We start from the raw sequence: 17,469 nt of genomic DNA on the forward strand, positions 1-17,469 counted from the left end.
GGACGAAGGACGTGGTACCACCTTAATTTCCGAAAATTCGGCTCAATAATTTAACGGTTACCCGTTGTAGACTTGTCCTCTACAAAGCAGAAAAGTAACATTCGCTTTAATCCTTTCAATATTTTTCACCAACCAATATCTCTCTACAGAAGTATTAAAGTTACTAATCTTTTCCATTGCTATATTTAATTGTTTTAATTATATGAATAAATAAAATCTTTGTCAATAGAACTAAATTACTTGGCGATAAAACCCATTTTTTTATATACTTTTCTAAGTGTCTTATTTGCTAAATAACTGGCTTTTTCAGCTCCTTCTTTATAAACTTTTTCAAGAGCTGACTTATCTGATCTTATTTCTTCAAATCTCTGTCTTATAGGTCTTAAACCTCCAACAACTACCTCACCTAAATCTTCTTTAAATGCTCCGTATCCCAAATCTCTATAGTAATTTACTATTTCATCAGGAGTTTTACCGCTAAATGCTGAATGTATGTCTATTAAGTTCTTTAATCCCAGTTGCTCATTTGAATAGTTCATTTCTCCAAGTGAATCAGTTACTGCTCTCTTTATTTTTTTTCTAGTATCATCTTCAGAATCCAATATTAAAATATAGCTGTTTTTATCTGGGTCAGACTTACTCATTTTAAATTCCGGATTTTGCAGTGACATTATCTTAGCACCAACTTTTGGAACCATTATTTCAGGCACTACAAATGTTTCCGAATATCTGGAATTAAATTTTTGAGCAATATCTCTAGTTAATTCTATGTGCTGTCTTTGATCTTCACCTACAGGCACAAAAGAAGATTGATATAGCAAGATATCTGCTGCCATTAAAACCGGATAATTTAATAAGCCAGATAGAACTTCTTTTGACTTTTGGGATTTATCTTTATACTGTGTCATTCTTTGAAGTTGTCCTACAGAGGTAATAGAATTTAACAACCAAGCTAATTCAACGTGCTCCGGAACATGGGATTGAATATAGATAATACTCTTTTCAGGGTCTATTCCCGCTGCCAAGTAAAGAGAGAGTATATCCAGTGTGTTCTTTCTCAAATCTTTAGCTTCTTGAGGTACTGTAATTGCATGCATATCAACTATACAATATAGGCAATTATACTCTTCTTGAAGTTCTGTAAAATTTGAAAGTGCACCTATATAATTTCCTATCGTCAATAAACCTGATGGCTGAATTCCACTGTAAACTACTTTTTTGTCCATTCTAATCTCCTATCTATTTAAAAGTTTTTCAGTTAGCTCTCTAACTTTTACTTTTATTTTTTCTTCATCTAATGTTAAAACTTCTCTATTCTTCATTACAATTTTTCCATCAACTATTAAATCTAAAATGTAATTTGAATTTGAGCTGTAGCAAAGTGCTGATATTAAATTGTTCTTGGGAGTAAAACCAATTGAATTTAAATCATATATCGCTATATCTGCCAATGCATTTTCTCGAATAACTCCATTGTTAAATCCTGTTAGAGCGCCTCCGTTTACTGTTGCCATTTTTAAAATTTCAATTGCAGGAACAGCATTTGGGTCTAGTGTTACAGCTTTATTTACAATTGAGCCAATGTGCATTTCCTCAACTAAATCCTGATTGTTATTTGAGGAAGAACCATCAGTTCCTATTCCTATTTTTATATTGGATTTTATCATTTTATCTATTGGCGCAAAGCCACTTCCCAATTTTAAATTTGAACTGGGATTATAAATCGGAAAGACATCTTTTTTACTTATTAAGTTTATTTCCTCATCAGTTAGGTGAACACAATGAGCTGCTATAACTTTTAAATCTAACATTCCAATACTATCTAAGTACATTGCAGGAGTCATTAAATGTTCTTTTAAACAATCACTTACTTCTTTTTTTGTCTCTGATAGGTGAATATTTATAACTCCATCAAAACTTTCAGCTATATTTATTAATTTTTTTAAGTATTCTGTTGAGCAAGTATATATTGAATGTGGAGCGGGAACTATTTTTACTCTGCCATTACCTGCATTATTATAATTTTTATATAATTCCATTAATTCATCAATTCTCTCATCTCCACCACCGGAGATGTCCATCATTCCCCTAGTCAATACTCCTCTAGTTCCCGATTCTATAACTGCTTCAGATACTCTATCCATAGAATAGTACATATCATAAACTGTCGAAACTCCACTTTTAATATTTTCTACTATAGAAAGCATACTGGCCCAGTATATATCTTCATCTGTTAATTTATCTTCTACAGGCCAAATTTTTTTATTTAGCCAAGTATCTAAGTCTAAATCGTCAGCTAAATTTCTCATCATAGTCATTCCCAAGTGAGTGTGTCCATTTGTGTATGCAGGAACTGCTAATCTTTCTCTTCCGTCTATTACCTCTGCTCTATTACTTTTAATGTCCTTGCCAATTTTTTTTATGAGATTATCTTCTATTAAGATATCCATATTTTCTTTTATTTTTTCTTCTTCAATATCTAAATAAGATATGTTTTTTAATAGTATCATTTCAATCCTCTTTTATCATTAATTAACTTTAACAAATAACATTATACCATTTTTTATAATTATTTTTTATAATTATTTTTTAAATTTTCTTAAAAAACATTTACAAAAACCAGTATATTTAGTATAATACTCTCGGCTCTTGAATTATCGCGGCAAGAAAATATTAGGAGTTGAATTAATAAATGGCAAAAATGATGGGACCTAGATTTAAACAATCTAGAAGATTAGGTCTTAATGTGTGTGGTCACCCTAAAGCTATGAAAAGAGCGCATAAAGGTACTGCAAGAAGTGATAAAAAATTAACTGAATATGGTAAGCAATTACTTGAAAAGCAAAGACTTAGAGCTTACTATGGTGTTCTTGAAAAACAATTCGTCAACCTTTTTAAAGAGGCTAAAAAATCTAAAGACCAAACAGGTCCAGCACTTGTTAAATTTTTAGAAGTAAGACTTGACAATCTTGTTTACAGAATGGGATTTGCAAGCTCTATTAGACAAGCTAGACAAATGGTTACTCATGGACATATTACTTTAAATGGTAAAAAATTAGACATTCCTTCATACAGATGTAATGCTGGTGATGTTATTGCTCTTTCTCCAAAGGGAAGAAAGGCTGAGCTTTTCAAAGAAAACTATGAAACAGCTTTTGTAGCATCATATCCTTACATTTCAAAGGATAAGGACTTTAGTGCAACGCTTGTTTCTTTACCAAACAGAGAAGATATACCTATAGAGATAGAAGATCAATTAATTGTTGAATTCTACTCAAAAAATTTGTAATAATAAGAGTGATGAAATTAAGACCCAAATTTCATCGCTTTTTTATTATATTAAAAGAGGTGAAATATGAATTTAGATAACTCTGAATATGAAAAATTAATTACAGTTTATGATGACTTTCAATTGGAGTCTATTAAAAACTTATTAGACGATGCTAAAATTTCCTACGAGATTAAAACCGATGTAACTGATGACAGCCCTGCAATTATGAAAGAATTAAATATTTCAGGTTCTACTATTTATGTACCTGTTATGTCTTTAGTAAATGCACAAGAAGTACTTAATTTAGTTTTAGGTATTACATTTGAAAGTAATGATACAGAAAAATAAAATGATAATCTCAAAAGAGATTATCATTTTATTTTTTATATTTCTGCAATAGCTTCTATTTCAACAATTGCATCTTTAGGTAGTTTAGCAACTTGAACTGCACTTCTTGCAGGTTTATGATCTGAAAAATATTCTAAGTACACTTCATTCATATCTGCAAAATCATTCATATCTGCCATAAACACATTAACTTTTACAACTTTATTTAAATTACTGCCCGCTTCTTCTAAAATAGCTTTTACATTTTCAAGACTTTGTCTAGTTGCTTTTTTTATGTCTTCAGAGATTAATTCGCCTGTCTCCGGATTAATAGGTACCTGTCCTGAAGTAAATACTATGTTTCCAACTACTGCTCCTTGTGAATAAGGTCCAATTGCTGCTGGTGCCTTTTCAGTGTGTATTAAGTTCATAAAAACCCTCCTAATTTTATTTATCTATGAAATTACTTTCATCTGACCACAATCTCTCAAGATTGTAATACTCTCTCTCTTCTTTGTGAAAAATATGGATAATTATGTCAGAATAGTCAAGAATAATCCATCTCATTGAATTTTTTCCCTCTTGATTATTTAATTCATAGCCAGCTTCACCCATCTTTTCTTCAATTTCATTAGCAAGTGCACTCACTTGACTTGAAGAATTTCCACTTACAATTACAAAATAATCAGCAATAGAACTAAGTCCATTAATATTTAATACTTTAATATCTATTCCCTTTTTATCTTCACATGATTTTACTATAATATCAAGTTTTTTGTTTTCCATAACCTCTCCTTATTTTAAGCCAACTTCTCTTAGCAAAGTACCTGTTGCATTCTCATCTATAAAAAAGTAAGAAATTTTATTTTTATAACTTGGAGAACCCGGTAGTGTCTGTGCGTTTATACTATCCTTAGAAAGTTTTCCAACATTTAATCCTATTTTAACTACCTGAGAAAAAGGTAAATTAGTCTTAGTATTTTTATCATAACTTCTTAAAAGCGCAGGGGCTTTTAAAACAGTCATTGGAGATTTCAACTTATCTAAGAATGATGATACAAATTGTTGTTGTGCCTGTACCCTACTTAAATCCTGATCAGCGTATCCCTTCCTAAATCTTAAAAATTGCATTGCCTTATCTCCATCAAGAGTTTGTTCTCCTGCTTTTAAGTGTATCTTTAAAGGCGGATCCGCCCATTCATCTTCATAGTCCATATCCATAGGGACGTCAACATCAACTCCACCTACAATATCCACTACATCTCCAACAAAACCATAGCTAAGTGTTACATAGTGCTCTACATTTGTTCCCAGTAAGTTATTTACTGTCTTTAAAGTTAACTCTGGTCCACCATAATTATATGAGTGATTTATTTTTTGTTTTCCATATCCATCTATTGATGCGTAAGTATCTCTTGGTATTGATATTAAATTGACATCTCCATTTTCCAAGTTCATGTTTACAACCATTATTGTATCAGATCTAGTATTTGAATCTGTATTTGAATCTAAGCTGTCCACTCCTAAAAGTAAAAAAGATACATTTTTACTACCATTGTTAATTTCTGAAAAGAAATCTTGAGGATTTTCAATGTGATTTTTTAATACAAAAAAACTAATTGGCCCCACAAATAATAATACAATTACTAAAAAAGTTATAAAAAAGGATTTAAAAAATCTTCCCATTGCTCATCTCCAAAATATAGTTTCTAGCTTTTATACTATCTAATACAATGTATTCATTTGAACTGCATAAAAATTCCACTGTGTTATTTAGACTAAAGTACATAGCCTTATCTAAGTCTTCACTTGCTAAAGTTCTTGCAGTATCAACTCCCTTAAAATTTCTCTTAGGTTCAATATAATCTGCTAAAAATATTATCTTTTCAAGTTTAGACATGTCTTCTCTTCCAGTTGTATGATACTTTATTGCATTTAAAATATCTTCATCATCTATGCCATAATTTTTTTTAGCAATTACAGCTCCTAGATATCCATGTATTATTTGAGGTGCCATTTTCATCTCATGGTCAATTTTCAAATTATAAATTTCACACTGTTTAAAGAGTTCAGTTGAATTACCTATCTTTGCACAGTCGTGATAATAAGCTGCTGTCCTAGCTTTTTTAATATCTACATCATATTTTTCAGCTAGTTTTTCAGCAGTTTGCATAACTCTAAGAGAATGTTCAAATCTCTTTTCCCCTATTCTATTTATAATATCTTCTTCATGTGGATTTGTCATGATAAACCTCTGTATAATTTGTGTTCTTCTATATATTTTATAACTTTATCAGGTAACAGATATTTAACTGATTTACCTGTTTGTATTCTCTCTCTAATGTAAGTTGAGGACAATTCATAAAGTGGTGATTTTATTATATTAATTTTAGTATTGTACTTGGACTTTAAATACAACAACTCCATTTCTAAGGCTTTTGTAGAAATATATTCAGGCCTTACAGCACAAATAAATTCTACATTTTTGGAGAGTTCGCCTATTTTTTTCCATGTTTTTAATTGAAATAGCGTATCTGAACCTATTATAAAATAAAAACTCCCACTGTATTTGCCTTTTAACTCATTTATAGTATCTACACTATAGCTAAGCTCTGTCCTATTAGTTTCAATATCAGTTACTTCGAAGTCAACATTATCTTCAACTGCTAGAGAAACCATATCATATCTAATTTTAGAATCAGTACACTCGTTTTTATGGGGAGGGGTTCCCGTTGGTATAAATATGATTTTATCGAGTTCATATTCATCTTTTGCATATTCGGCAATCATTAAATGCGCCACGTGAATAGGATCAAAAGTTCCTCCCATTATTCCATATCTCTTCATTATAATATTATCTTTTTATTTTCCTTTGACTCTCTATAAATCGTTAGTTTATTTCCAATTTGCTGAACAAATTCAGCATTAGTACCATTTGTAATTTCTTCTGAAATATCTCTTGCCAATATTGGAGCATTTTTTAGAACTGAAATCTTCACAATTTCATGTGATTCCAATAGCTCATCTATTTGAGCAATTAAGCTTTCAGTAACTCCACCTTTTCCAATTTGTATAAGTGGTTTTTCACTATTTGCAAGCGACTTTAAATAAGAACGTTGTTTTCCTGTTATCATAAATACCTCTATTCAAAAAATTCAAATTCATATTTTAGTATAAAAACTGAATCCCCTTCATCAATTCCCAGTTCCTTTAACTTCTCTATTACTTTGTTTTTACGTAAATTCTCTTGAAAATATCTAAGTGAATCCACATCTTCAAAATTAGTTGATCTCATTAATTTTTCAATATAAGGTCCATCAACTATATATTTATCAAATTCTTTATATACACGTATGCCCTCTTCTTTTTCTTCTACGGCAACATATTCTTCATCATAAGTTTCATATTCTTCTTCGTAATTTTGAAGTTCATTAAATGTATATTTCATTAATTCTTGAAGATTCTCTGTGGTAGCTGCACTACCTGAAAATATTTTGTAATCTTTTCCAAGTTTTTCTTTTAATAATTTTAAATTTTCTTCAGCTCCGGGAATATCCATTTTATTGGCAAAAATAATTTGCGGCTTTGTAGAAAGTCTTTCATCATAATTCTTAAGTTCACTATTTATTTTAAAGAAGTCGTCAATTGGGTCTCTTCCCTCAGAGCCTGATATATCTAAAACATGTATTAAAATTTTAGTTCTTTCAACGTGTTTTAAAAATTCATCTCCAAGACCTAGCCCTTCACTTGCTCCTTCTATAAGTCCTGGTATATCTGCAATTACAAAACTCATCTCTGTTCCCAAATTCACAACTCCTAAATTTGGTTTTAGTGTCGTAAAGTGGTAGTTTGCAACTTTTGGCTTTGCAGCAGAAACTACTGATAGCAGTGTAGATTTACCAACATTTGGAAATCCAACTAACCCTACATCAGCTAGCAGTTTTAACTCTAAAATTATTTCTCTTTCTTCACCTTTTGATCCAGCTTGTGCAAAAGCAGGTGCCTGTCTTGTAGAAGTAGTAAATTTTGCATTTCCCTTACCGCCTCTTCCACCTTTTGCAATAATAAATTTCTGATCTTTACTTTTTAAATCAGCAATTACTCCCTCAGTATTTTTATCTTTTATAAGGGTTCCAACGGGAACTTTTAATATTATATCTTCCCCATCTTTTCCAAACTGTTTTTTATTTCTTCCGTTTTCTCCACTAGGCGCTTTATATTCTCTCTTATATCTAAAATCCATTAGAGTGTGAATTCCCTCATCAGTTTTAAATATAATATTGCCACCTGCTCCGCCGTCTCCACCTGCTGGTCCTCCAGCTGGTTCATATTTTTCTCTTCTCCAAGCAACAGCTCCATCGCCACCATTACCCGCTTTTAATTTTATTGTGGCTACATCTATAAACATAATTCCACCTTTGTAATTTATTTATAATAATTATATCACGTATTTTTCAAAAAAACTTTTACATTATACTTAAAATATCTACAATATATCTAAGTTTATAAAAAATAAAGTCGTAGCAAGCTACGACTTTTTTATGCTAATTCTTCTGTATAAACACTAACTACTTTTTTGCTGCCTCCGTTTTTTGTTTCAAACTTTACACGGCCATCAGCAACTGCAAAAAGAGTATCATCTCCACCACGCATTACGTTTTCACCTGGGTGAATTTTAGTTCCTCTTTGTCTTACAAGTATGTTGCCAGATATTACATACTGGCCATCACCTTTTTTAACGCCCAATCTCTTGGCATTTGAGTCTCTACCGTTTTTTGAAGAACCTGCTCCCTTTTTTGAGGAAAAAAGTTGTAAATCAAACTTTATCATTACTGCACCTCCATTATCTCTAATTTAAAATATTTAGAATACTGTGCTTTTAGTAGTTCTAATCCCTTAATCATAAAATTAAAAGAATTTTGAACTCCTTCATTATTTTCTACATTATCTTTTAAAAGAATTTTTAAATAACCTTCATCTTGTTTTGAATCTATTGAAGAATCAGCTATATTGCAATTGTCAATTAAATTGAAATATAGAGTTTGAGTAAGTATTGAAATAGCAGCACACACTATATCATACTCTCCATCTTCATAATCTGCATGTCCCTTTGATTCAAATCCCATATAATTTAGGTCTCTTTTATAAATTTTTATATTAGTCATTAAATAATATTTTCAATTTCAACTAATGTAAAAGGTTGTCTGTGTCCTTTTTTCTTTCTTTCATTCTTCTTAGATTTGTATTTATATACAATTATCTTTTTATCTTTAGCTTGAAGAAGAACTTTAGCTTCCACTTTTGCACCTTCTACATAGGGTTTTCCAACTTTAACATCATCAGAACCAACTAAAAGTACTTTATCAAAAACTACTTTTTCTCCTTCTGCTGCATTAAGTTTTTCAACCTTAACTTTGTCTCCGGCTTTTACTGTATATTGCTTTCCACCTGTTTCTATTACTGCATACATCTTGTAGCACCTCCTTAAATATAAGACTCGCCATTGTAGGTAATATTTTTAGACCATACTCTGTGCGGTTACAGTTAATTATAATATCATAATGAACTTCCTTTTGCAATAAAATATTAAGCATTTATTGAAATATCAACAAAATATAAGTGGATACTCCTCCACTTATATTTTACTACTCAGTAATTTCTTTTGTTTCAATTTCTTCTTTTAGATTACTTATAAAATCATCAATAGAAACATCTTTTAATTCTTCTCCATTTCTCTTTCTAACAGAAAGTTTTCCGGAATTAACTTCTTGTTCACCTATTACTAACATATAGTTAATCTTTTTAAGTTGTGCTTCTCTAATTTTATATCCTACTTTTTCAGCTCTTTCGTCTAAATTAACTCTAATTTTAGACTTTTTTAATTCTCCAACTACTTTTTTTGCATAGTCATTGAATTTTTCTGATACTGGTATAACTTCAACTTGAGTTGGAGATAGCCACAAAGGAAATTTACCTGCAAAGTGTTCTATTAGTATTCCTAAAAATCTCTCAATTGAACCAAATAGTGCTCTGTGAAGCATTGCCGGTCTTGCTTTTTCACCTTTTTCAGTAACATAAGTCAAATCAAAGTTCACTGGCATTTGGAAATCAAGTTGGATAGTTCCACATTGCCATGTTCTACCTATGGCATCTTCTAAGTGGAAGTCTATTTTAGGACCATAGAAAGCTCCATCCCCTTCATTAATAGTATATTCCATATTTCTCTTTTCAAGAGCATCTTGTAAACTCTTCTCAGCCATATTCCAAGTTTCAATATCGCCCATAAAGTCATCAGGTCTTGTAGAAAGCTCTATTTTATATTTAAAACCAAAAGTAGAGTATAGAAAATCTGCCAAATCTATCATTTTAAATACTTCATCTTCTATTTGTTCAGGTAAACAAAAGACATGGGCATCATCTTGAGTAAATGTTCTTACTCTAAATAGTCCGTGTAGTGCGCCTGATAACTCATGACGGTGCACTTGTCCATATTCTGAATATCTTATTGGAAGTTCTTTATATGAATGTGGTGATGTTGCATATACTATTGTAGATCCAGGGCAGTTCATAGGTTTAATAGCGTAGTCTTCTCCATCTATTTTAGTAAAGTACATATTTTCTTTATAGTGATCCCAGTGTCCTGATTTATGCCAAAGAGCTTCACTTAAGATTATCGGAGTTTGAATTTCTCCATATCCATTTTCAATTAATATATCTCTCCACCAATTTAATAGTTCATTTCTTAAAATCATTCCATTAGGATGGAAAAACGGAAAACCAGGACCTTCTTCATGCATAGAAAATAAATCAAGTTCTCTGCCTAGTTTTCTATGATCTCTTTTTTCAGCTTCTTCCATTCTCTCTATATATTCATCAAGTTGTTTTTTCTTTTCAAATGAAATCCCATAAATTCTCTGAAGCATTTTATTGTTTTCGTCACCTCTCCAATAAGCACCTGCTATTGATAGAAGTTTAATTGCCTTAATAGATTTTATATTTTCAAGATGAGGTCCTTTACACAAGTCATAAAAGTCACCTATTTTATAGATTCCAACTTCCTCATCTTCTAAACCTTCAATTAATTCTAGCTTATAGTCTTGATTTTTTTCTTTAAAGAATTCTGTTGCCTCTTTTTTAGTCATTGAAATTTTTTCAACTTCATAGCCTTCTTTTATGATTTTTTTCATTTCAGCTTCTATTTTTTCAAGATCTTCCGGTATAAATCTATGCTCTAAATCTACATCATAGTAAAATCCGTTATCTATGGAAGGTCCAATTGCAAATTTTACATTATCAAATAAGTTTTGTATTGCATATGCCATAACATGTGAAGTAGTGTGCCAAAAAATTTGTTTACCTTCTTTGTCTTCAAACTTTACTACTTTAAATTCAGCATCTTCAGTTACTTCATCTTTCATTCCTAAAGTTTCACCATTTACTACAGCACCTAAAGCTACTCTAGCTAGCCCCTCTGAAATATCCATAGTAATTTCTTTTACAGTTTTCTTTGATTCATATTCTCTCTCTGAGCCATCTGGCAATTTTATTATCATAATATCCTCCTAAATAAAAAAAGATCTATCCATCCAAAAGGACGATAGACCGTGGTTCCACCTTAATTAATTCTCAAAAGTCTTATCGCAACCAACGCTTTGCATTACCAAAGTACTCCGGGTTAGTTTTCAAATAGATTTTCCTTGAGAATTTTCAGCCTAGATTCTCTTCTCTTTTAAGTATAGTCTATTTTACTCGTCCCATCTTCGTAAAAAGTAACATTATAATAGCACATTCAATTTTAAATATCAACTACTTATATTATTTTTATACAATTTCTATTATACTACCAAAATCTACAATATCCTCATCTGTTAAAAAATAATACTTTTCATTGTTTAGCTCTAAAAAATTAATTATCTCCCTGTAAGAACTATGCTTTTTTAAGCTTCCAGTAAATAGTATTTCACCATTTACCAATCCCGAAGTTCCACCAATAAATCCATAGTCAAAACCCTTTAATATTATTTGCTTATGATCAATTAAGAGTATGTTTTCAAGGTTTTTTAATTTATCATAGATTATTTTATCTGATGTAATCAATGAATTTTCACCTACAATTACACTACACTTTGTATACCCTTGAGTCACATTTATAAACTTGTAATTTCTTTTTTTATAAGCATTTAAAACGTATTTGTCTGTAAAATTTAAATTATGTATAAAATAGTTTTTAAAAACAACATAATTTAAAACTATATCTCTAGGATATTTTTCTTCTAAATAATTAGTTGTCGGCAAGACATCATAATCATTAAAAATAGATTTATAATAAGATAGATTGCTTTTGTCACAAATTAATTCTCTCTTTGACAATTGTCTTACTAACATATCTGGGTGAGAATTAATCGGCTCTAAGAGAGCTTTGTTTTGCTTAGTATAAAAAAGTTTTAAGTCTTTATTAATTAGGGCATTTTTTATATTATCACTAATTTTACAGTCAACTATTACTTTATTCATTTCTATTCATCTCATACATTATTATAGAACTGGCAACATTTACATTTAAGGAATCCACTTTATTTGACATGGGTATGTGAATATTTTCATCTGAATACTTAAACATTTCTTCACTTACGCCCCTCGCTTCATTTCCAACTATAAAAACACTGTTTTTTTCAAAGGAATAATTATATGAAGATTTTGACTTTTCAATGGAAGTGCTTACAATTTTAAATCCATTTTTCCTTAAATTTAAAATTTCAGATTTTTCATCTATAGTATATATGTTAACTCTAAATATCGAGGCCATAGTAGACCTAATTAGCTTTGGATTATATAAATCAACACATTCCCTTGTAAGTATTACGCCATCGATTAAAAAGGCGTCTGCTGACCTTATAATACCACCTACATTGCCAGGGTCCTTTACATCATCTAGTAATATATATCTGCCTTTATTTATAGTTGAAATTCCTGTTTTGTGAATATGAGTATAGTAAGCTATTACTCCCTGAGGATTTTCTGTATCGCTTAATTTATTAAAAAGTATATCAGGAAATATGAAAAAGAAGTCAGTGGACTCTTCTAAGGTTTTTATAATTTCTTCATTTTGGTTTTTTAAATAAAAATCCTCAGAGACCGCCATATACTTTGGATTAAAGTATTCAAGAGATTCGCTAATAACTTTAATACCCTCAACTAAAAACAGTTTTTCTTTTGTTCTGTATTTTTTATTTAACAATGATTTCAAAAATTTATAATTTTTATTTTCACTACTTTTTATAATCAATTAAATCACTCTTTACTATTTTTTTGATAATTTTCTCATTATTTTATCTATAAAATCATCATTTTTTTCCGTACTTACAATGTTTTCTATTATAAATTCGGTTATGTCTTTTGTAGATTCACTGCTCATTGCTTTTCTAATTTCTCTAGCAAAATTTAATTCTTTATCACTTAGTAAATACTCTTCTTTTCTAGTACCACTTTTGTATATGTCTATAGCTGGAAATACTCTTCTCTCTGAGAGTTTTCTATCCAAGTGAACTTCCATGTTGCCAGTGCCCTTAAATTCTTCAAAAATAACATCATCCATTTTTGAACCGGTTTCAATTAATGCCGTTGCCAAAATAGTAAGGCTTCCACCTTCTTCAATATTTCTCGCTGCACCAAAAAATCTTTTTGGTTTATGAAGTGAAAGTGGATCTAATCCACCAGATAAAGTTTTACCACTTGTTGGAGTAACTAAATTATACGCTCTTGCAAGTCTTGTAAGTGAGTCTAGTAAAATCACAACATCTTTTTTTTGTTCAACTAATCTCTTTGCACGTTCAATTGCCATTTCTGCTACCTTAGTGTGATTTTTAGGCAATTCGTCAAAAGTTGAGTAAATAACTTCTCCATTTACTGATCTCTTCATATCTGTAACTTCTTCAGGTCGCTCATCTATTAGCAAGACTATTAATTTTACCTCTGGATAATTTTTAGCTATAGATGTGGCAAGCCTTTTTAATAAAGTTGTTTTACCACTTTTAGGCTGAGATACTATAAGCCCTCTCTGTCCTTTTCCAATAGGTGAAATTAAGTCAATAATTCTGGTGGCAACATCATTTTTTTCATTTTCCAATATTAATTTTTGTCTTGGATAAATTGGCGTTAAATTGTCAAAATAAGGTCTATTTACACATAGATTCGGATCGGCAGAGTTTACACTTTTTATATAAATCAAAGCATTGTAATTTTCTCCAGGTTTAGAAGGTCTAATAACCCCCTCTACTTCATCTCCCATTTTTAATCTAAATCTTCTAATTTGAGATGGGGAAACATAAATATCTCCTTCACCTGGTAAATAATTGTGAACTCTTAAAAATCCATATCCATCCTGATGTAACTCTAAAATTCCGCTGACATAATTAATGTCCTTCATATCTTCTATGATTTCAGTGGCATTGTCAGAGAGGTCTTCAACATTTATCTCTTCCACTTCCTCAGTTTCTATAGACTCATCATAGTCATCTAAATCTAGTTCGCTATTATATTTTTGCAGATTAATTATTTCATCTATTAATTCAGTTTTTTTATAGTTATAGGATTTTTTTATATTTAAATTGTCGGCTATTTCTCTAAGTTTAGATACATTCATGTTGTTTAGCTTGTTAATAAATTGACTTTCTTCTTCTAAATTTGACTGTAAGTTTAAAATGGTGTCTATTAGTTCTTCTTTTTTTAATTTATATGATTGTGGAACATTTAATTCATTGGCAATATTTCTAAGATCAATCGTTGTATAATTTTCTAATTCTTCTCTTTTATAACTTGATATTTTTGGACTTTTTCCCTTTACAATATAATTGTAATAGTCACCTCTACTTAGTGAGTTGTGATCTTTTAAACCCATAGAAATTGCAATTTTACGCAAGTCTTCAATAGATTTATTAAGCAATACATCACTATTTTCTACATTTAACATATTATCATTAACTTCTTTCAAATTTTCCTCCACTCCTAAAAGATAAGTCCAGACTTTTAGTCTGAACTTTTTATTTAGCGTAATCTGGTTTTTGTGATAATTTATGGTTTGATTTAATAAATCTAACTGTTCCGCTAGGTAGTCTAAGTACTAAACTCTCTGTTCTAGCTCCATCTTTGCCATAGTATTTTACACCATCTAAAATTTCACCTTTAGAAACTCCTGTAGCAGAAAATATAACTTCATTTCCCTTTACAAGGTCATCAATATAATAAATTTTTTCTAAGTCGCTGTGAAATTCTCTACATCTACTTAACTGAGCATCGTCTGTAGGATGTAATCTCCCTTGGAAATCTCCCCCTAGGCACTTTAACGCAGCCGCAGCAATAACGCCTTCTGGTGCACCACCCATTCCTATTACTAAATCCACTCCCGAATCATCAAAACATGTTTCTATCGCTGTTAAAATATCACCATCTGATACTTTTTTTATTCTAGCTCCAACTGAGCGAATTTCTTCTATAAGTTTTTCATGTCTCGGTCTATCTAAAACAGCAACAGTTATATCTTCTATATTCTTATCTAGTGCCTCTGCTACTCTTTTAATATTATTTACGGCTGAGTCATCTAAATCAATCATTCCCTTAGCTTTTGGTCCACAGGCAATTTTATCCATATATACGTCAGGCGCATTTAACAGACATCCCTTTGGAGCAACAGCAACTACTGCAATGGCATTATTCATCCCATTTGCTATAGATGTAGTACCATCTAAAGGATCTACTGCTATATCAACTTTGTCAAAGTCATCGCCATCTTTTCCAATGTGTTCTCCTATATATAGCATTGGTGCTTCATCTATTTCTCCTTCACCAATTACTACTTCTCCATTAATTTCCACTGTGTCAAACATTCTACGCATTGCATCTACAGCTGCGCCATCTGCTGCATTTTTATCTCCCTTGCCAAGGTACTTGCCTGAAGAAAGTGCTGCTGCCTCTGTTACTCTTGCTATGTTCAAAGCTAAATTTCTATTCATATTAAAACTCCCCTTTTGTCTCTACGTTCTTAAAATCTTCTAAGAATTTTTCAATTCCAGAATCTGTCAATGGATGTTTATTCATTTGTTTAAAAATTTTGTAAGGCACAGTTGCTATATCAACACCACATTTAGCACACTCATATATATGCATAGTGTTTCTTATGCTTGCAGCTATTATTTCAGTTTTTATTCCATATATGTCAAATATTTCACTTAAATCTGAAACCAATTCCATACCATCTTGACCAATATCGTCTAATCTTCCCAAAAATGGGCTCACATAGGTTGCTCCAGCATTTGCAGCAAGTAGCGCTTGATTTACAGAAAAAATAAGTGTTACATTAGTTTTTATCCCTTCTTTTGACAAAATACTAACAGCTTTCAAACCCTCTTCCATCATCGGAATTTTTATTATTATATTTTTGTGAATTTTTGAAAGTTCTCTACCTTGTTTTACCATTAAATCACATTCAGTAGCAGTAACTTCAGCTGAAATTGGACCATCTACAATTTCTGTAATTTCTTTTACTACATTTTCAAAAACTCTTCCCTCTCTTGCAATTAAACTTGGATTAGTAGTGACTCCCGATAGTATCCCCCAAGAATTAATTTCTTTTATTTCTTCTATATTTGCCGTATCTATAAAAAACTTCATATTATCGCCTCTTTTAATTTTTTTCTTTTAAAAGCACTACAGCTTCTGCTGAAATACCTTCTTTTCTACCTACAAACCCCAACTTTTCTGTAGTAGTAGCTTTTATGGATATATTGCTTATATCAGTTTTTAAAATATTTGCTATAACACCTTCCATCTCTTCAATATAGTCTTTAAATTTAGGTTTTTCTGCTGCTACAACAGAATCTAAATTACCTATTTCATAGCCTTTAGATACCATAATTTCATAAACTCTACTTAAAAGTATTTTTGAATCTATATCTTTATAGGCCATATCTGTATCCGGAAATAATTTTCCTATATCTCCAAGATTTAAAGCTCCAAGTATTGAATCCATTATTGCATGTATTAAAACATCTGCATCAGAATGTCCCAATAGTCCCTTATTATGCTTAATTTCAATTCCTCCAACTATTAGTTTCCTTCCCTCAACTAGTTTATGCACGTCATATCCAATGCCTATTCTCATAAATCCTCCTCAATATTATATTCCTTACAAATAGCTTCTGCTATAGTTAAATCTTCCGGAGTAGTAATTTTAATATTATTGTAGTCATTTAATATTAAAGTAACTTTTTTCCCCGTTTTTTCTACTAGTGAGCAGTCATCAGTTCCATAGTATTCTTCTTCAAAAGCTTGTTCATAGGCCTTAGTTATAATGGGTGTTAAAAAAACTTGCGGTGTTTGAATTGCCCACAATTCATCTCTATTTGGAGTATAGTCCACAATTTTTCCATTAGATGAAACTTTTATTGTATCTTTTGCGGGATTTGCAAGTGTACAAGCACCCGTTTCAAAAACTCTTTCAATGGAATTATTAATTTTTTCTACACTTACAAAAGGTCTGGCGCCATCGTGAGTTAGTACAATATCAGTTTCACAGGGCATATTTAACAAACCATTGTAAATAGTGTCTTGTCTTTCTTCACCACCATAGACAATTTTAAAAGGTTTATTAATTTTATACTTATTAACTATTTCTCCAACATAGTTAATATCAGATTGTTTTATTAATAAAATTATAAAATCTATATATTTAGAGGATTCAATTTTTTTTATTGTATAAGCTAAAATAGGTGCACCATTTATTGATAAAAATTGTTTGTTAATTGGATGGTTCATCCTCTTTCCCATTCCTGCTGCCGCTATAAATGCTGTCACAAAATTATCTTTATACACGAGAT

General features: G+C 30.7%; 22 protein-coding genes and 2 other annotated features (1 of these 24 running past the window's edge). Of the genes, 2 read left to right on the forward strand and 20 right to left on the reverse strand.

The genetic code is table 11. The features are described from left to right. Nucleotides 1-186: a binding site (T-box leader), on the reverse strand (it extends 5 nt beyond the left edge of the window). Nucleotides 187-236: 50 nt separating this feature from the next. Both trpS and BUB47_RS00895 read right to left on the reverse strand, forming a co-directional pair. Continuing rightward, entirely contained in the window at nt 237-1,226 is a 990-nt protein-coding gene (trpS, locus tag BUB47_RS00890; RefSeq protein WP_073182876.1) for a tryptophan--tRNA ligase, read from the reverse strand. A gap of 9 nt (nt 1,227-1,235) precedes the next feature. Next, nucleotides 1,236-2,510 carry an amidohydrolase gene (locus BUB47_RS00895; RefSeq protein WP_073182878.1) on the reverse strand — a complete coding sequence of 425 codons (1,275 nt, stop codon included), beginning with the start codon at nt 2,508-2,510 and terminating at the stop codon, nt 1,236-1,238. Between the two features lie 182 nt (nt 2,511-2,692). Between BUB47_RS00895 and rpsD the strand changes: the two genes are divergently transcribed. Together rpsD and BUB47_RS00905 are read left to right on the forward strand one after the other, a co-directional pair. Beyond that, entirely contained in the window at nt 2,693-3,289 is a 597-nt protein-coding gene (gene rpsD, locus BUB47_RS00900) for a 30S ribosomal protein S4 (RefSeq protein ID WP_073182880.1), read from the forward strand. A 66-nt stretch (nt 3,290-3,355) separates the two neighbouring features. Continuing rightward, nucleotides 3,356-3,619: a hypothetical protein gene (locus BUB47_RS00905; RefSeq protein WP_073182881.1), complete on the forward strand. Its 264-nt coding sequence runs from the start codon at nt 3,356-3,358 to the stop codon at nt 3,617-3,619. 35 nt (nt 3,620-3,654) lie between these two features. Here the strand turns inward: BUB47_RS00905 and BUB47_RS00910 are convergent, their stop codons facing one another. The 18 genes from BUB47_RS00910 to ispD form a co-directional block, all read right to left on the reverse strand. Continuing rightward, complete coding sequence (locus tag BUB47_RS00910; protein ID WP_073182883.1) at nt 3,655-4,029, reverse strand: RidA family protein; 375 nt, start codon at nt 4,027-4,029, stop codon at nt 3,655-3,657. A gap of 16 nt (nt 4,030-4,045) precedes the next feature. Continuing rightward, nucleotides 4,046-4,384: a ribosome silencing factor gene (gene rsfS, locus BUB47_RS00915; RefSeq protein ID WP_073182885.1), complete on the reverse strand. Its 339-nt coding sequence runs from the start codon at nt 4,382-4,384 to the stop codon at nt 4,046-4,048. 9 nt (nt 4,385-4,393) lie between these two features. Then, nucleotides 4,394-5,284: an LCP family protein gene (locus BUB47_RS00920; protein ID WP_073182886.1), complete on the reverse strand. Its 891-nt coding sequence runs from the start codon at nt 5,282-5,284 to the stop codon at nt 4,394-4,396. Then, entirely contained in the window at nt 5,268-5,843 is a 576-nt protein-coding gene (gene yqeK, locus BUB47_RS00925) for a bis(5'-nucleosyl)-tetraphosphatase (symmetrical) YqeK (protein WP_073182888.1), read from the reverse strand. Before yqeK ends, BUB47_RS00920 begins: the two co-directional genes overlap by 17 nt. Continuing rightward, a complete protein-coding gene (gene nadD, locus BUB47_RS00930) occupies nt 5,840-6,445 on the reverse strand; it encodes a nicotinate-nucleotide adenylyltransferase (RefSeq protein ID WP_073182889.1) in 606 nt (201 codons plus the stop codon). The genes yqeK and nadD overlap by 4 nt, the downstream gene beginning before the upstream one ends. Then, on the reverse strand, nt 6,445-6,732 hold the full coding sequence (gene yhbY, locus BUB47_RS00935) for a ribosome assembly RNA-binding protein YhbY (protein ID WP_073182891.1): 288 nt from the start codon (nt 6,730-6,732) through the stop codon (nt 6,445-6,447). Before yhbY ends, nadD begins: the two co-directional genes overlap by 1 nt. A gap of 8 nt (nt 6,733-6,740) precedes the next feature. Further along, the gene (gene obgE / locus BUB47_RS00940) at nt 6,741-8,006 is read right to left on the reverse strand and encodes a GTPase ObgE (protein WP_073182893.1); all 1,266 of its coding nucleotides are present in this window, start codon (nt 8,004-8,006) and stop codon (nt 6,741-6,743) included. 131 nt (nt 8,007-8,137) lie between these two features. Next, nucleotides 8,138-8,428 (reverse strand): 50S ribosomal protein L27, encoded by a 291-nt coding sequence (gene rpmA / locus BUB47_RS00945; protein ID WP_073182895.1) that lies wholly within the window; start codon nt 8,426-8,428, stop codon nt 8,138-8,140. Beyond that, complete coding sequence (locus tag BUB47_RS00950; RefSeq protein ID WP_073182897.1) at nt 8,428-8,763, reverse strand: ribosomal-processing cysteine protease Prp; 336 nt, start codon at nt 8,761-8,763, stop codon at nt 8,428-8,430. Before BUB47_RS00950 ends, rpmA begins: the two co-directional genes overlap by 1 nt. Beyond that, complete coding sequence (gene rplU / locus BUB47_RS00955; protein WP_073182899.1) at nt 8,763-9,068, reverse strand: 50S ribosomal protein L21; 306 nt, start codon at nt 9,066-9,068, stop codon at nt 8,763-8,765. The genes BUB47_RS00950 and rplU overlap by 1 nt, the downstream gene beginning before the upstream one ends. A 13-nt stretch (nt 9,069-9,081) precedes the next feature. After that, nucleotides 9,082-9,148: a sequence feature (ribosomal protein L21 leader region), on the reverse strand. Between the two features lie 95 nt (nt 9,149-9,243). Then, entirely contained in the window at nt 9,244-11,151 is a 1,908-nt protein-coding gene (thrS, locus tag BUB47_RS00960) for a threonine--tRNA ligase (RefSeq protein ID WP_073182901.1), read from the reverse strand. Nucleotides 11,152-11,419: 268 nt separating this feature from the next. Next, nucleotides 11,420-12,112 (reverse strand): DUF6873 family GME fold protein, encoded by a 693-nt coding sequence (locus tag BUB47_RS00965; protein WP_073182903.1) that lies wholly within the window; start codon nt 12,110-12,112, stop codon nt 11,420-11,422. Beyond that, nucleotides 12,105-12,884, reverse strand: coding sequence for a TrmH family RNA methyltransferase (locus BUB47_RS00970; protein WP_073182904.1), 780 nt, complete (start codon nt 12,882-12,884; stop codon nt 12,105-12,107). Before BUB47_RS00970 ends, BUB47_RS00965 begins: the two co-directional genes overlap by 8 nt. Before the next feature lie 15 nt (nt 12,885-12,899). After that, a complete protein-coding gene (rho, locus tag BUB47_RS00975) occupies nt 12,900-14,567 on the reverse strand; it encodes a transcription termination factor Rho (RefSeq protein ID WP_073183389.1) in 1,668 nt (555 codons plus the stop codon). A gap of 70 nt (nt 14,568-14,637) precedes the next feature. Next, nucleotides 14,638-15,606 (reverse strand): class II fructose-bisphosphatase, encoded by a 969-nt coding sequence (gene glpX / locus BUB47_RS00980; protein ID WP_073182906.1) that lies wholly within the window; start codon nt 15,604-15,606, stop codon nt 14,638-14,640. A 1-nt stretch (nt 15,607) separates the two neighbouring features. Continuing rightward, nucleotides 15,608-16,264: a fructose-6-phosphate aldolase gene (fsa, locus tag BUB47_RS00985; protein WP_073182908.1), complete on the reverse strand. Its 657-nt coding sequence runs from the start codon at nt 16,262-16,264 to the stop codon at nt 15,608-15,610. Nucleotides 16,265-16,277: 13 nt separating this feature from the next. Continuing rightward, nucleotides 16,278-16,754: a 2-C-methyl-D-erythritol 2,4-cyclodiphosphate synthase gene (ispF, locus tag BUB47_RS00990; protein ID WP_073182910.1), complete on the reverse strand. Its 477-nt coding sequence runs from the start codon at nt 16,752-16,754 to the stop codon at nt 16,278-16,280. Continuing rightward, on the reverse strand, nt 16,751-17,464 hold the full coding sequence (ispD, locus tag BUB47_RS00995; RefSeq protein WP_073182912.1) for a 2-C-methyl-D-erythritol 4-phosphate cytidylyltransferase: 714 nt from the start codon (nt 17,462-17,464) through the stop codon (nt 16,751-16,753). The genes ispF and ispD overlap by 4 nt, the downstream gene beginning before the upstream one ends. Nucleotides 17,465-17,469 lie beyond the last annotated feature (5 nt).

It is taken from the genome of Anaerosphaera aminiphila DSM 21120, assembly GCF_900129925.1.
Classification (GTDB): Bacteria; Bacillota; Clostridia; order Tissierellales; family Peptoniphilaceae; genus Anaerosphaera; species Anaerosphaera aminiphila.